Genomic DNA, 16,207 nt, shown 5'->3' with positions numbered 1-16,207 from the left:
CTATAGTCTCGATAAGTGGGAGGGGTAAACCCGTATTACCACATAGGAGGTATAATTATGGCAAAAGAAGCAGTAGGAGTTATTAAACTTCAACTTCCAGCTGGGAAGGCAACTCCAGCACCACCTGTAGGTCCAGCTTTAGGACAACACGGTGTAAATATTATGCAATTCTGTAAAGAATACAATGCTAAAACTGCAAATCAAGCAGGTATGACTATTCCAGTAATTATCTCAGTATACAAGGATAGAACTTTTAGCTTTATTCTAAAAACTCCACCAGCAGCTGTTTTAATCAAAAAAGCTATTGGATTAAAGAGCGGTTCAGGTGAGCCTAACAGAACAAAGGTTGGTAAGTTAACTAAGGATCAATTAAAAGAAATTGCAACAGTTAAAATGCCTGACTTAAATGCAGGTTCATTAGAAACTGCTATGAGTATGATAGCAGGAACTGCTAGAAGTATGGGAGTTACTGTAGAAGAGTAATTCATGTAATTTAGTGGGAGGTAAAAACCGTAAAAACCACAAGGAGGAAAAGAATATGGCAAAAAGAGGCAAGAATTATCAAGAAAGTTCAAAATTAGTAGATAAAAATGTTTTATACACACCAAAAGAAGCTGTAGAATTAGTTTTAAAAACTGCTAGAGCTAAATTTGATGAAACAATTGAATTGCATGCAAGATTGGGTGTTGACCCAAGACACGCTGACCAACAGGTTAGAGGTGCAGTTGTATTACCTAATGGAACTGGTAAAACAGTAAGGGTTTTAGTATTTGCAAAAGGCGATAAAGTAAAGGAAGCTCAAGAAGCAGGGGCAGACTATGTAGGGGCAGATGAATATCTTCAAAAAATTCAAAAGGAAAATTGGTTTGAATTTGACGTTGTAGTTGCTACTCCGGATATGATGGGTGTAGTTGGTAGATTAGGTAGAGTTCTTGGACCAAAAGGATTAATGCCAAACCCAAAATCAGGTACAGTTACTTTTGATGTTGCTAAAGCTATTGCAGAGATTAAAGCTGGTAAGGTTGAATATAGAGTTGATAAAACTGCTATTATTCACGCTCCAATTGGAAAAAAATCTTTTGATGAAGAGAAGTTAGCTCAAAACTATGCAGCTTTAATGGAAGCTATAGTTAAAGCTAAACCATCTGCAGCTAAGGGTCAATATATTAAATCTGTATCACTTTCAAGCACAATGGGTCCAGGAATTAAAATAAACCCAACAAAAGTGTTAGATTAATCTTGACATTAAGAAAAAGAACTGATATAATTAACTAGGTTTTAAACTGAATAAGAAGTTTCCGTAGATAGTGGGTGCGAAAGCATAACGGTATATCCTACCTGCCGAGGAGATAATAGTTCTTAATTAAGAATATTATGCCTCTTCGTACGTCTACGAAGAGGCTTTATTTATAGGTAAGGAGGTGGCGTAGTGGCTAGCAATAACAGGCAGTTAAAAGAAGCAAAGGTTCAAGAAATCAGAGAAAAGCTAGAAAAAGCACAATCATTTATTCTTGCAGACTATCAAGGATTAAACGTTGAGGAAGATACACAACTTAGAAAAATAAGTAGAGAAGCTGGCGTTGAATATAAAGTTTATAAAAATAAACTTGTTAGATTAGCTTGTAATGAATTAGGAATAAAAGGATTAGATGATTATCTAGTAGGACCGATATCTATAGCCTTTGGATATGAAGATCCTGTTGCACCGGCAAAACTTCTTAGTGAATTTGCTAAAGAACATAAGAAGCTAGAATTAAAAGCTGGTCTTGTAGATGGTAAAGTGATAGATGAAGATGGCGTTAAGAGTCTTGCATCATTACCATCAAGAGAAGTACTTATCGCACAAGTTCTTGGTGGCTTAAATGCTCCGATTTCAGGATTTGTAAATGTACTTCAAGGAAACATGAGAAATTTAGTTTGCGCATTAAATGCAATCAAGGAAAAACAAGAAGCATAAAATTATGATTAATTAATTGGAGGAATGAAAAAAATGGCAAGTGAAAAAGTTATGAATTTAATCGAAGAAGTTAAGAGTCTTACAGTATTAGAATTATCTGAGTTAGTAAAAGCTTTAGAAGAAGAATTTGGTGTAAGTGCACAAGCACCTATGGCTATGGCTGCAATGCCTGCTGCAGGAGCAGGAGCTGCTGTTGCTGAAGAAAAAACTGAATTTGACGTAGTATTAACTGGTGCAGGTTCTCAAAAAATTAAAGTAATTAAAGCAGTAAGAGAACTTACTGGTTTAGGATTAAAAGAAGCAAAAGAATTAGTTGACGGTGCTCCAAAAAATGTTAAAGAAGCTGTAGCAAAAGAAGCTGCTGAAGAAATGAAAGCTAAGTTAGAAGAAGCAGGGGCTTCAGTTGAAATAAAATAAATAAAAAGAAATTTTTATATAAAAAGGCACGAGCACTTTGCGTGCCTTTTTTTTAAATTATGATAAAAAAATATTGACAACATTAATATGTTATGGTATCATAATAAATTGCATAAACGTGGCAATTTAATTTATAAAATTTAACATTAGTTGAATTTTATAGGTAAAATTGGGCATAATATTAGAATGACAAATTTAATACTAGTATAAAATTTTAGTATTAATGATTCGTGATTAATTTTTGTTACTTTTTAATGAGGGGTGAAAATTTAATGGTACATCCTATTCAAAATGGTAAGCGTACAAGAATGAGTTTTTCCAAAGTAAAAGAAGTGTGCCCTATTCCTAATTTGATTGAAATTCAATTGAATTCTTACAAGTGGTTTTGGGAAGAGGGGTTAATTGAAGTTTTTGATGACATTAATTCTATTCAAGATTACACAGGTAACTTGGTACTGGAATTCGTAGATCATATACTTGAAAAAGATAATAGTAAGTATTCGATTGAGGAATGTAAGGAAAGAGATACTACATATTCAGCGCCGTTGAAAGTTAAAGTTAGATTACTAAACAAAGAGACTGGTGAAGTTAAAGAGCAAGAAGTATTTATGGGAGAATTTCCATTGATGACACCTCAAGGTACTTTTATAATTAATGGTGCAGAGAGGGTTATTGTGAGCCAATTAGTAAGATCTCCTGGTTCTTATTATAACTATACTGTAGATAAAAATGGAGTGAAACTATTTTCTGCTACAGTTATACCTAATAGAGGAGCTTGGCTTGAGTATGAAACGGATTCTAATGGTATAATTTACGTAAGAATTGATAAAACAAGAAAATTACCTATTACCACATTAGCAAGAGCTATAATGGAAACAGGAAGCGATATTGAGCTTATTGATTTATTTGGTGAAGAGAAAAGATTGAAAGCAAGTATAGAAAAAGATAATACAAAAACTAAAGAAGAAGCGTTAATAGAAATTTATAAGAGATTAAGACCGGGTGAACCACCTACAGTTGACAGTGCTTTATCTTTAATAAATTCGTTGTTCTTTGATGCAAAAAGATATGATTTGTCTAGAGTAGGTAGATATAAATTTAATAAAAAACTATCTATATTCCATAGGATACTCAATAAGACAGCAAAGGAAGATGTAATACATCCTGATACAGGAGAGATACTTGTAAATGCTGGAGAAATCATTGATAGAGAAAAAGCAGAAGATATAACTAAGGCTGGAATTAATTCAGTTATTATTCAAGTAGAAGATGTTGAAATAGTAGTTATAGGAAATAATTTTGTTGACATAGAAGATTTTGTTGATTTTGACATAGATGGGCTTCACATAAGAGAAAAAGTATTCTACCCTGTACTTAAAGAAATATTAAATAATTGCAGTGGAGAAGAAGCGATTAAAGAAGAAATTAAAAAGAGAATACACGAATTAATACCAAAACACATTGTTAAAGATGATATGATAGCAACTATAAGTTATGAATTGAATTTAGCATATAATGTAGGTTATGTTGACGACATAGACCATTTGGGTAACAGAAGGTTGAGATCTGTAGGAGAATTACTTCAAAACCAATTTAGAATAGGATTATCAAGGATGGAAAGGGTAGTTAAGGAAAGAATGACTATTCAAGACCAAGAAGCTGTTACTCCTCAAAACTTAATAAATATAAGACCTGTTACTTCAGCTATAAAAGAGTTTTTTGGAAGTTCTCAACTTTCGCAATTTATGGATCAAACTAATCCGTTGTCTGAACTTGCAAATAAGAGAAGGTTATCAGCCTTAGGACCAGGTGGATTATCAAGAGAAAGAGCTGGATTTGATGTTCGTGACGTTCATCACTCTCACTATGGAAGAATGTGTCCTATAGAGACACCAGAGGGACCTAACATAGGATTGATTAACTCATTGGCTTCTTATGCTAGAGTAAATGAATATGGGTTTATTGAAACACCATATAGGTTAGTAGATAAAAAAGCTGGTAGAGTTACAAGCAAGATGGTATATATGACAGCAGATGAAGAGGATAACTATCTAGTAGCACAAGCTAAAGAACCATTAGATGATGAAGGCAATTTTGTAGATGACAATATAACAGTAAGACATTTAGAAGATATCTTAGTTGTTAGTAAAAACAAGGTTGATTTGATGGATGTATCTCCAAGACAAATTGTTTCTGTTGCTACAGCAATGATACCTTTCTTAGAAAATGATGATGCTTCACGTGCTCTTATGGGAGCGAACATGCAACGACAGGCAGTTCCGCTATTGAAGGCTAGTTCGCCGGTTGTAGGAACTGGAATTGAGTATCAAGCAGCTGCTGATTCAGGAGTTTTACCGAAAGCAGAAAATGCAGGTACTGTAGTTTATGTTAGTGGAGATGAAATTAGAATTAGAAGAGATAAAGATAATGGCATTGATAAATACAAATTACTTAAATTTAAAAGATCAAACCAAGGTACATGTATAAATCAAAAACCTATAGTTAATAAAAATGAAATAGTTAAAAAAGGCGATGTACTTGCTGATGGACCTTCAACTGAGTTAGGCGAAATTGCTCTTGGTAAGAATATTAGAATGGGCTTTATTACTTGGGAAGGTTACAATTATGAGGATGCTATGCTTGTATCTGAACAATTGGTTAAAGAGGATGTATTTACATCTGTACACATAGAAGAGTATGAGGCAGAAGCTAGAGATACTAAACTTGGGCCGGAAGAAATTACAAGAGATATTCCTAATGTAGGGGAAGATGCACTTAAGAATATAGATGAAAATGGAATAATAAGACCAGGTGCAGAAATAAGTTCTGGAGATATTCTTGTAGGAAAAGTAACTCCTAAAGGAGAAACTGAGCTTACAGCCGAAGAAAGACTTTTGAGAGCTATATTTGGTGAAAAGGCAAGAGAAGTAAGGGATACTTCGTTAAGAGCACCTCATGGACAGTCAGGAATTATAGTAGACGTTAAAATTTTCAGAAGAGAGAATGGAGATGAACTACCACCTGGAGTTAATGAATTAGTAAGATGTTATATAGCTCAAAAGAGAAAAATTTCAGTTGGAGACAAAATGGCTGGAAGACATGGTAATAAAGGTGTAATTTCTAGAATTTTACCAGAAGAAGATATGCCGTTTTTACCTGATGGTAGACCGTTACAAATATGCTTAAATCCTTTAGGAGTACCTTCTCGTATGAATATTGGGCAGGTTCTTGAAGTCCATTTAGGATGGGCTGCTAGCGAACTAGGTTGGCATATTGCCACACCAGTATTTGATGGGGCTTTAGAACCAGAGATAGTTGAATTGCTTGTTAAAGCTGGTTATAACAAGGATGGAAAAACTGTCCTTTATGATGGAAGAACTGGAGAACCCTTTGATAATAGAGTTACTGTAGGATATATGTATATTTTAAAATTACACCATTTGGTTGATGATAAAATTCATGCGAGATCAACAGGACCTTATTCATTAGTTACACAGCAACCGTTGGGTGGAAAAGCTCAATTTGGTGGGCAAAGATTTGGTGAGATGGAAGTTTGGGCTTTAGAAGCATATGGAGCAGCGCATACTCTACAAGAAATTTTGACTGTTAAGTCAGATGATGTTGTAGGAAGGGTTAAAACATATGAATCAATAGTTAAAGGGGAGAATATTCCTGAACCGGGTATACCTGAGTCATTTAAAGTATTGATTAAAGAACTCCAATCACTATGTCTTGATGTAAAGGTATTATCTGATGATAACGAGGAACTTGAAATTAAGGAAACGGATGATGATTTAGTTAATCTCGATATCAATATAGAAGGTCAAGAAGATGGCAAAGCAAAAGCTGCTATAATACCGGAAATTGATGTTGTAAAAGATTCTGAAAATGAAGATGAAGAAGAGGAAGAAAAAGACGAGGAAGTTGACTTGAAACTTAACCTAGATGATTTGAAGCTTGATGATTTTGAAGATCAATTTAATCTTGAAGATTTTAATGATGAACACTAATTTGGAGGGAGGCTGTACCCTTGATAGAATTAAATAATTTTGATGCAATGCAAATAGGCCTTGCTTCTCCGGAAGAGATAAGAGAATGGTCTAGAGGAGAAGTCAAAAAGCCAGAAACAATTAACTACAGAACACTTAAACCTGAAAGGGATGGTTTGTTTTGTGAGAAGATTTTTGGACCGATTAAAGATTGGGAATGTCATTGTGGTAAATATAAAAGGGTAAGATATAAAGGAATAGTTTGTGACAGATGTGGAGTTGAAGTTACAAAATCAAAAGTTAGACGTGAAAGAATGGGTCATATTGAATTGGCTGCACCAGTATCTCATATATGGTACTTTAAAGGTATTCCTTCACGAATGGGTCTTTTGATGGATATGTCACCAAGATCTTTAGAAAAGGTACTATACTTTGCATCTTATATTGTATTAGACCCTAAGGAAACACCATTGCTTAAAAAACAATTATTGAGTGAGAAAGAGTATAGGGATAATATTGATAAGTATGGTTATGGCAGTTTTGATGCTGAAATGGGTGCAGAAGCAGTGAAAAAATTGCTTCAAGACATTGATTTAGAAAAAATGGCAGTAGAATTAAGAGAGAGTTATAAAACAAGTACAGGTCAGAAAAAAGTAAGATTAATAAGAAGGCTTGAAGTAGTTGAATCTTTTAGACAATCTACTAATAAACCTCAATGGATGATTATTGATGTTATACCAGTAATTCCACCAGATTTGAGACCGATGGTTCAACTTGATGGGGGAAGATTTGCTACATCTGATTTGAATGATTTATATAGAAGAGTAATTAATAGAAATAATAGATTAAAAAAACTACTAGATCTTGGAGCTCCAGACATTATAGTTCGGAATGAAAAAAGAATGCTTCAAGAAGCTGTAGATGCATTGATCGACAATGGAAGAAGGGGAAGACCTGTTACAGGACCGGGAAATAGACCTCTAAAATCACTTTCAGATATGCTTAAGGGTAAACAAGGTAGATTCAGACAAAACTTACTTGGTAAGCGTGTTGACTACTCAGGACGTTCAGTTATCGTAGTTGGTCCTGACTTGAAAATGTATCAATGTGGATTACCAAAGAAGATGGCTCTTGAATTATTTAAACCATTTGTTATGAAAGAACTAGTTGAAAAAGGTATAACACATAATATTAAAAGTGCAAAGAGAATGGTTGAAAGATTTAATGAACAAGTATGGGATGTACTAGAAAAAGTAATTGAAGACCATCCTGTATTATTAAATCGTGCACCGACACTTCATAGGCTAGGGATTCAAGCATTCCAACCTATTCTTGTTGAAGGTAAGGCAATAAAATTACATCCATTGGTATGTACTGCGTATAATGCTGACTTTGATGGTGACCAAATGGCTGTTCACGTTCCTTTGTCAGTTGAGGCTCAAGCAGAAGCTAGATTTTTAATGCTAGCAGCAAATAATATACTTAAACCTTCAGATGGAAAGCCAGTTTGTATTCCAACTCAGGATATGGTTTTGGGATCCTATTATTTAACACTTGATAAAGATGGAGAAAATGGAGAAGGAAAAATATTTTCTAATCCACAAGAAGTGTTGATGGCATATCAAGTTGGAGCTGTAAGTATACACGCTAAAATTAAGGTTAGAGTAGAAAAAGAAATAGATGGAGAGTTAAGACAAGGCATAATTGATGCTACACCAGGTAAGATAATATTTAATGAATCTATACCACAAGATTTGGGCTTTGTTGATAGAAGCAAGGAAGAAAATTTATTTTCGTTAGAAATAGATTTTTTGGTAAGCAAGAAGAATTTGGGAATAATTATAAATAAATGTTATGATAGATATGGACCTACAGAAACATCGATTATGCTAGATAACATTAAAGCAAAAGGATTTCACTATTCATCAATTGGAGCTATAACAATATCGGTTTCTGATATGACAGTTCCAAAGGAGAAAAAAGCTCTTTTGGAGAAAACTGAACAAGAAATAGAAAAAATCCAAAAATTATATAGAAGAGGCTTTATTTCTGATGATGAAAGATATGAGAGAGTAATAGAGAATTGGACTGATACAACTGACAAAGTTGCTGATGCTCTTATGGATACCTTGGATAGGTTTAATCCTATATTTATGATGGCTGATTCGGGAGCCAGAGGGTCGAGATCTCAAATTAAGCAACTTGCGGGTATGAGGGGTCTTATGGCTAGTCCGTCAGGTAAAATATTGGAAATTCCTATTAAATCTTCTTTTAGAGAAGGATTAGACGTATTGGAGTACTTTATCTCTACACATGGAGCTAGAAAAGGTAACGCAGATACAGCATTAAAAACAGCTGACTCTGGATATTTAACAAGAAGGCTTGTTGATGTTAGTCAAGATGTAATTGTTAGAGAAGAAGACTGCGGTACAGAGGAAGGGTATGAAGTTTCAGCTATTAAAGTAGGTAAAGAGGTAATAGAACCTCTTAGTGAACGATTAACAGGAAGATACATTGCAGAAGATATATTACATCCAAAAACAGGTGAAGTATTAGCTAAAAGTGGAAGTTATATAGAATCTCAATTAGCCCATAAAATTGATGATGCTGGTGTAGAAACAGTTAATATTAGATCTGTATTTACTTGTAAAGCAAAATTTGGTGTTTGTGCTAAATGTTATGGCATGAATATGGCGACAGCTAGAAAAATAAATATGGGAGAAGCTGTAGGCATAATCGCAGCACAGTCAATTGGTGAACCTGGTACTCAACTTACAATGAGAACCTTCCATACAGGAGGAGTTGCTGGAGCAGATATTACTCAGGGTCTTCCAAGGGTTGAAGAATTATTTGAAGCTAGAAAACCAAAAGGTTTGGCAATTATTTCAGAGGTTGATGGTTTAGTAAAGATAGAAGAATCAAAAAGAAAGAAAATTGTGCATGTAATTACAGGAGATGGAGAAGAGAGAATTTATGAAATTCCATTTGGTAGTAAATTATCTGTTCAAGATGGAGCAACAATAAAAGCTGGTGGTGAAATAACTCACGGTTCAATTAATCCTCATGATCTATTGCGGATTAAAGGAGCACAAGAAGTTAAAAATTATTTATTATCAGAAGTGCAGAAAGTTTATAGATTACAAGGTGTTGATATAAATGATAAGCATCTTGAAGTTGTAGTAAGACAGATGACAAGGAAAATTAAAATTGAAGATTGTGGTGACACAAAAATGCTTCCAGGAACATTGGTTGATATATTCGATTTCAATAGGCAAAATGAAGAGGCTATAGAAAACAATCTTGAGCCTGCAGATGGTAAAGTTGTTCTTTTGGGAATAACGAAAGCTTCTTTAGCTACAGATTCTTTCTTATCTGCTGCTTCTTTCCAAGAAACTACTAGAGTTTTGACTGATGCCGCTATTAAAGGTAAAGTCGATGGATTGATTGGATTGAAAGAAAATGTTTTAATTGGTAAACTTATACCAGCGGGTACAGGTATGATGAAATACAGATCTGTTAAACTTAATACTGAAAATAAACAAACGGATTTAGAAATGGAAGAAAGTTTAGATTTGCAATTTTAATTAATTGACATTAGAATAGTATAATGTTAAAATAACGTTTGTGTGCTTATGTTAGAGACAAAGCAAGAGTTTTGTCTCTAATGTATTTATGTTGAGGAGGGAAATACAGTGATAAAACGCCTTGAAGGCAAAAAAGTTGTTGGATATAAGCAAGGCCTAAAAGCGTTGAGTGAAGACAATGTCGCTGAAGTGTATATCGCTGAAGATGCAGATATACATATTACTGAGCCTATAACTAATTTAGCAGACAAAATGAATATTAGTATCTATAAGGTATGCACAAAGGATGAATTAGGAAGCTTGTGTGGAATTGATATTGGCGCAGCTGTAGCCTGCATACTAAAAAAATAGTAAGAAATTATATTTCTATATATAGTTTATATTAAGGAGGTGCAAAAATGCCAACAATTAACCAATTGGTAAGAAAAGGAAGGAAAAGCATACCTACTAAATCAGCTTCTCCTGCATTAAAACAAAGTCCTCAAAAAAGAGGAGTGTGTACAGTTGTTAAAACTACTACTCCTAAAAAACCGAACTCTGCATTAAGAAAAGTAGCAAGAGTTAGATTAACAAACGGTTTTGAAGTAAGTGCCTATATAGGTGGAGAAGGACACAACCTACAAGAACATAGTGTTGTTTTAATCAGAGGAGGAAGGGTAAAAGACCTTCCCGGTGTAAGATACCACATAGTAAGAGGAGCTCTAGACTGTGCGGGTGTTGCTAACAGAATGCAAGCAAGATCTAAATACGGTGCAAAGAGACCAAAGAAAAAATAATTAGAGGAATAAATGCTATTTCTTCGGCATTTTATATAGATAAGAACTGCAGAAGAGAGCATTTTGCGGCGAAAGCCGAGTACCTGTGATTTAAATGTAATAGTTAAGGAGGGAAGAAAAGTGCCAAGAAAAGGAAAAACACCTAAAAGAGAAGTATTACCTGATCCTAAATTCAACAGTAAAGTTGTTTCTAAGTTGATAAATCAGATAATGCAAGATGGAAAAAAAGGTTTAGCTCAAAAAATTGTTTATGATGCATTTGAAATAATGGCTGAGAAAACTGGTAAAGATGCAATGGAAGTATTTGAAGAGGCTATGAACAATGTAATGCCAGTTCTAGAAGTTAAATCTAGAAGAATTGGTGGTGCAAACTATCAAGTACCTATTGAGGTTAGAACTGAAAGAAGACAGACTTTAGGAATTAGATGGATAACAATAGCAGCTCAAAAAAGAGGCGATAAGTATATGAGACTTAGATTAGCTGGAGAGTTAATGGATGCGGCTAATAATACTGGATCTGCTGTTAAAAAGAGAGAAGATGTTCATAAAATGGCTGAGGCTAATAAAGCTTTTGCTCACTATAGATACTAATATATTTAAAATAAAACTGTTTTGGTTATCCAAAACAGTTTTCTCCGATTGAAAATTCTATAGGAAAACACATAATATCGTAAGTTAAAACGAGAGGAGGAAATTTAAGTGGCAAGAAGAGAACCTTTGAAAAGATTTCGTAATATTGGTATAATGGCTCATATTGATGCAGGTAAAACTACTACTACTGAGCGTGTATTATATTATACTGGATTGACTCACAAAATAGGTGAAGTTCATGAAGGTGCAGCAACTATGGACTGGATGGTTCAAGAACAAGAAAGAGGTATTACAATTACTTCTGCAGCAACAACATGTATTTGGAAAGATCATCAAATAAACATTATAGATACACCTGGACACGTAGACTTTACAGTGGAGGTTGAAAGATCGCTTAGAGTTCTTGATGGATCAGTTGCAGTTTTCTGTGCTAAGGGTGGGGTTGAACCTCAATCTGAAACAGTTTGGAGACAGGCAGACAAGTACGGAGTACCTAGAATGGCTTTCGTTAACAAAATGGACATTATAGGCGCTGATTTCTTCAGAGCTGTTGGAATGATGAGAGAAAGATTGAAAGCTAATGCAGTACCAATAGCAATACCTATCGGTAAAGAAGATTATTATCAAGGACATGTTGATTTGATTACAAATAAAGCAATACTTTTTGATGATAAATTAGGAACAGAGTATCATGAAACTGAAATTCCTGCTGACTTAGTTGACCAAGCTGAAGAATATAGAGCAGCTATGGTAGAGGCTATTGTAGAGAATGATGAAGAATTAATGATGAAATACCTTGAAGGTGAAGAAATAACACAAGAAGAATTAAAAGTTGCTTTAAGAGCTGCAACTATAGCAAACCACGTAGTACCTGTATTATGTGGAACAGCTTACAAGAATAAAGGGGTTCAACAATTACTTGATGCTGTTGTTGACTATATGCCATCACCACTCGATATACCAGCAATTAAAGGGGTAACTCTTGATGGTGAAGAAACAGAAAGAATAGCTGATGATGATCAACCAATGGCAGCGCTAGCATTTAAAATTGCTACTGACCCATTTGTTGGTAAACTTGCATTTACAAGAATTTACTCTGGTATTATGAAAAGTGGTAGTTATGTAGTAAACTCTACTAAAGGTAAGAAAGAGAGAATTGGAAGACTTGTTAAAATGCACTCTAATCACAGAGAAGAAGTAGAAGAACTTTATGCTGGTGAGTTAGGAGCTATTATAGGTCTTAAAAATACAACTACTGGAGATACTTTGTGTGATTCAGATAACCAAGTAATATTAGAGAGTATGGATTTCCCAGAGCCGGTTATTTCTGTTGCTATTGAGCCAAAAACAAAAGCTGGTCAAGAAAAGATGGGTATCGCTTTAGCTAAACTTGCTGAAGAGGATCCAACATTTAGAACTTTCACAGACCAAGATACAGGTCAAACTATCATTGAAGGTATGGGTGAGCTTCACTTAGAAATCATCGTTGATAGATTACAAAGAGAATTTAAAGTTGAATGTAATGTTGGTAAGCCACAAGTTGCATACAAAGAAAGTATTAGAAAACAAGTTACAGCTGAAGGTAAGTTTGTAAGACAATCTGGTGGACGTGGACAATATGGACACTGTTGGATTGAACTTATACCTCATGTAGGTGAATATGAGTTTGAAAATGCGACTGTTGGTGGATCTATTCCAAGAGAATATGTTCCAGCTGTTGATAATGGAATAAAACAAGCATGTCAAAGTGGTATAATTGGAGGATATCCGGTTATAAACTTTAAAGTTAAATGTTTTGATGGTTCTTACCATGATGTCGATTCATCTGAAATGGCCTTCAAAGTTGCAGGTTCTATGGCATTTAAAAATGGTATGGCAAAAGCTGACCCAGTTTTATTAGAGCCTGTTATGAAAGTTGAAGTAGTTGTTCCAGAAGAATATATGGGTGACGTTATAGGAGACATTAATTCAAGAAGAGGTAGAATTGAAGGAATGGAAGCACAATCAGGAGCTCAAGTAATTAAATCTTATGTACCTTTATCTGAAATGTTTGGTTATGCTACAACATTAAGATCAAGAACTCAAGGAAGAGGAGTTTATTCAATGGAATTTGCAAATTATGAAGAAGTTCCAAAGAGTATTCAAGAAAAAGTATTAAAAGAAAAATAAAATATTAATAAAATAAAAAATAAACTTTATAGGAAAGTTAGGAGGATATTATTATGGCAAGAGCAAAGTTTGAAAGAACAAAACCACATGTAAACATCGGAACAATAGGTCACGTTGACCATGGTAAGACAACATTAACAGCGGCAATCACATTGGTGCTTGCAAAAGATGGAAAAGCAACAGCACAAAAATACGATCAAATTGACAAAGCACCAGAAGAAAAAGAAAGAGGAATTACAATCAATACAGCACACGTAGAGTACGAAACAGATGCAAGACACTATGCGCATGTTGATTGTCCTGGACACGCTGATTATGTAAAGAACATGATTACAGGAGCAGCACAAATGGATGGAGCTATCTTAGTTGTATCAGCAGCAGATGGTCCAATGCCACAAACAAGAGAACACATACTATTGGCATCAAGAGTAGGTGTTAACCACATAGTAGTATTCTTGAACAAATCAGACCAAGTAGATGATGAAGAATTACTTGAGTTAGTAGAAATGGAAGTAAGGGAATTACTAAGTGAATATGGATTTGATGGAGATGAATGCCCAGTAATAACTGGATCAGCTTTAGAAGTAATAGAAAACTTAGATAATCCAGAAAAAACTAAATGCATAGGACAATTAATGGATGCAGTAGATGAATTCATACCAACACCAGAAAGAGCTACAGACCAACCATTCTTAATGCCAGTAGAGGATGTATTCACAATTACAGGTAGAGGAACAGTTGCAACAGGAAGATTAGAAAGAGGCGTGTTGCACGTAGGAGACGAAGTAGAAATCGTAGGAATTCATGAAGAAACAAGAAAAACTACATGTACTGGAGTAGAAATGTTCAGAAAGATGTTAGATGAAGCAATGGCAGGAGATAACATCGGAGCATTATTAAGAGGAGTACAAAGAGCTGACATAGAAAGAGGCCAAGTAATTTCTAAGCCAGGAACAGTAACACCACACAAGAAATTTGTAGGTCAAGTATATGTACTTAAAAAAGAAGAAGGTGGAAGACACACACCATTTTTTAACGGATACAGACCACAATTTTACTTCAGAACAACAGACGTAACAGGATCAATCAACTTACCAGAAGGCGTAGAAATGGTAATGCCTGGTGACCATATTGATATGACAGTAGAATTAATAATGCCAGTAGCAATGGAAGATAACTTAAGATTTGCCATCAGAGAAGGTGGAAGAACTGTAGGTTCTGGTGTTGTTACTACTATTATAGAATAATATTGAAATAATAAATAAAGACTAGGCGGTTGCCTGGTCTTTTTTTATGGATTTAAGTTACATTGTAATAGTGTGAAGTGTGAAAAGAAAAGTAATTTGAATAGGAAATTGAACATGTATTTTTAAGAGTTGTTTACTAAAGAAATCTCATTTTAATTATGGATTAAAAATAGAATTATATATAGCTTTTTTTATTAAAATGAAACAATTATAAATTATTAAAAAAAAAATAAATTTCTCTTGCAATGAAAGTTAAAATGTATTACAATATAAGAGTTGTGATATGGAATGGCGTAGATACAAGAGGTTGCGGGATTACCCGGTAATTCTTGTTGAGCAAGTTTGATTTTAAATCAAGCGATCGGTACAAACAAGATGTTGGTGTGTTTTAAATAAGAAACACCCGGTTGAGTTTACATGAGTACCGAATTAGATATTTTAGAAGAGTACGAAAAGGAGGGAATAATCAATGGCAAGTCAAAAAATCAGAATTAGATTAAAGGCGTTTGATCATAATATTTTAGATCGTTCAGCTGAAAAAATTGTAGAAACTGCTAAAAACACTGGAGCGAAAGTTGCTGGTCCAGTACCGTTACCAACTGAAAAAGATGTTATTACAATCTTAAGAGCTACACACAAATATAAAGATTCTAGGGAACAGTTTGAAATCAGAACACACAAAAGACTTATCGATATCTTAAGTCCTTCACCAAAGACTGTAGATGCATTGATGAGACTTGATTTACCTGCAGGGGTAGATATAGAAATCAAACTATAATTAATGTAAAATGTTTGTTATGATCATAATTATGGTCCGCTAATAAATAGGGAGGTGCAACATTGAAAAAAGCAATCATAGGTAGAAAACTAGGTATGACTCAAATATTTACTGAAGAAGGTAAAGTAGTACCTGTTACTGTAGTGTCAGCAGGTCCTTGCTCAATTATCCAGAAAAAATCAGTAGATAACGATGGATATAACTCAGTTAAAGTAGGATACGAAGATATTAGAGAAAAGTTAGTTACTAAACCAGTTAAAGGTCAATTTGACAAAGCAGGCGTTTCACCTAAAAGAATCATTAAAGAATTCAAATTCGATGAAGTTGATTCTTATGAAATAGGCAGTGAAATTAAAGCTGATGTTTTTGTAGCTGGAGATAAAATTGATGTTTCTGGAGTATCTAAGGGAAAAGGCTTCCAAGGAACAATTAAAAGATGGAATATGCAAAGAGGACCTATGTCTCACGGTTCGAAATCTCACAGAGTAGTAGGATCAGCAGGTGCTGCATCTGATCCATCAAGAACATTTAAGAACAAAAGAATGCCAGGACATATGGGCGCAAGAAATACAACTGTATTAAATTTAGAAGTAGTTAAAGTTATGCCTGAAAAGAACTTAATTCTAATTAAAGGCGGAATACCTGGACCTAAAAGAGGTTACGTTGTTATAAGAGATTCTGTAAAAGCTTAGAGATTCT

General features: G+C 34.3%; 13 protein-coding genes and 1 other annotated feature. All 13 genes read left to right on the top strand.

Annotation, left to right across the window (positions count from 1 at the left end; all coding sequences use genetic code 11):
- Positions 1 to 57 precede the first annotated feature (57 nt).
- The 13 genes from rplK (at position 58) to rplC (ending at position 16,200) form a co-directional block, all read left to right on the top strand.
- Positions 58 to 483, top strand: a complete 426-nt coding sequence (gene rplK, locus ACVHXK_RS04720; protein ID WP_461205216.1) for a 50S ribosomal protein L11 — start codon at positions 58 to 60, stop codon at positions 481 to 483.
- Positions 484 to 538: 55 nt separating this feature from the next.
- Entirely contained in the window at positions 539 to 1,237 is a 699-nt protein-coding gene (gene rplA / locus ACVHXK_RS04715) for a 50S ribosomal protein L1 (protein ID WP_461205215.1), read from the top strand.
- A gap of 43 nt (positions 1,238 to 1,280) precedes the next feature.
- Positions 1,281 to 1,417 (top strand) — a sequence feature (ribosomal protein L10 leader region).
- Positions 1,418 to 1,429: 12 nt separating this feature from the next.
- Positions 1,430 to 1,957, top strand: a complete 528-nt coding sequence (gene rplJ / locus ACVHXK_RS04710; RefSeq protein WP_461205214.1) for a 50S ribosomal protein L10 — start codon at positions 1,430 to 1,432, stop codon at positions 1,955 to 1,957.
- 33 nt (positions 1,958 to 1,990) lie between these two features.
- Positions 1,991 to 2,374 (top strand): 50S ribosomal protein L7/L12, encoded by a 384-nt coding sequence (rplL, locus tag ACVHXK_RS04705; protein WP_461205213.1) that lies wholly within the window; start codon positions 1,991 to 1,993, stop codon positions 2,372 to 2,374.
- Between the two features lie 272 nt (positions 2,375 to 2,646).
- Positions 2,647 to 6,384: a DNA-directed RNA polymerase subunit beta gene (gene rpoB / locus ACVHXK_RS04700; RefSeq protein WP_461205212.1), complete on the top strand. Its 3,738-nt coding sequence runs from the start codon at positions 2,647 to 2,649 to the stop codon at positions 6,382 to 6,384.
- Positions 6,385 to 6,404: 20 nt separating this feature from the next.
- Complete coding sequence (gene rpoC / locus ACVHXK_RS04695) at positions 6,405 to 9,947, top strand: DNA-directed RNA polymerase subunit beta' (RefSeq protein WP_461205211.1); 3,543 nt, start codon at positions 6,405 to 6,407, stop codon at positions 9,945 to 9,947.
- A 108-nt stretch (positions 9,948 to 10,055) separates the two neighbouring features.
- Positions 10,056 to 10,298: a ribosomal L7Ae/L30e/S12e/Gadd45 family protein gene (locus ACVHXK_RS04690; RefSeq protein ID WP_461205210.1), complete on the top strand. Its 243-nt coding sequence runs from the start codon at positions 10,056 to 10,058 to the stop codon at positions 10,296 to 10,298.
- A 47-nt stretch (positions 10,299 to 10,345) separates the two neighbouring features.
- On the top strand, positions 10,346 to 10,723 hold the full coding sequence (rpsL, locus tag ACVHXK_RS04685; RefSeq protein ID WP_461205209.1) for a 30S ribosomal protein S12: 378 nt from the start codon (positions 10,346 to 10,348) through the stop codon (positions 10,721 to 10,723).
- 120 nt (positions 10,724 to 10,843) lie between these two features.
- Positions 10,844 to 11,314, top strand: coding sequence for a 30S ribosomal protein S7 (gene rpsG / locus ACVHXK_RS04680; RefSeq protein WP_461205208.1), 471 nt, complete (start codon positions 10,844 to 10,846; stop codon positions 11,312 to 11,314).
- A 108-nt stretch (positions 11,315 to 11,422) separates the two neighbouring features.
- The gene (gene fusA / locus ACVHXK_RS04675) at positions 11,423 to 13,483 is read left to right on the top strand and encodes an elongation factor G (protein ID WP_461205207.1); all 2,061 of its coding nucleotides are present in this window, start codon (positions 11,423 to 11,425) and stop codon (positions 13,481 to 13,483) included.
- 53 nt (positions 13,484 to 13,536) lie between these two features.
- Positions 13,537 to 14,730: an elongation factor Tu gene (gene tuf, locus ACVHXK_RS04670; RefSeq protein WP_461205206.1), complete on the top strand. Its 1,194-nt coding sequence runs from the start codon at positions 13,537 to 13,539 to the stop codon at positions 14,728 to 14,730.
- A gap of 469 nt (positions 14,731 to 15,199) precedes the next feature.
- Entirely contained in the window at positions 15,200 to 15,508 is a 309-nt protein-coding gene (gene rpsJ / locus ACVHXK_RS04665; protein WP_461205205.1) for a 30S ribosomal protein S10, read from the top strand.
- 62 nt (positions 15,509 to 15,570) lie between these two features.
- Positions 15,571 to 16,200 carry a 50S ribosomal protein L3 gene (rplC, locus tag ACVHXK_RS04660; protein WP_461205204.1) on the top strand — a complete coding sequence of 210 codons (630 nt, stop codon included), beginning with the start codon at positions 15,571 to 15,573 and terminating at the stop codon, positions 16,198 to 16,200.
- Positions 16,201 to 16,207 lie beyond the last annotated feature (7 nt).

The organism is Clostridium sp. DL1XJH146, from assembly GCF_054819755.1.
This window is presented reverse-complemented; position numbering and strand designations above follow the sequence as displayed.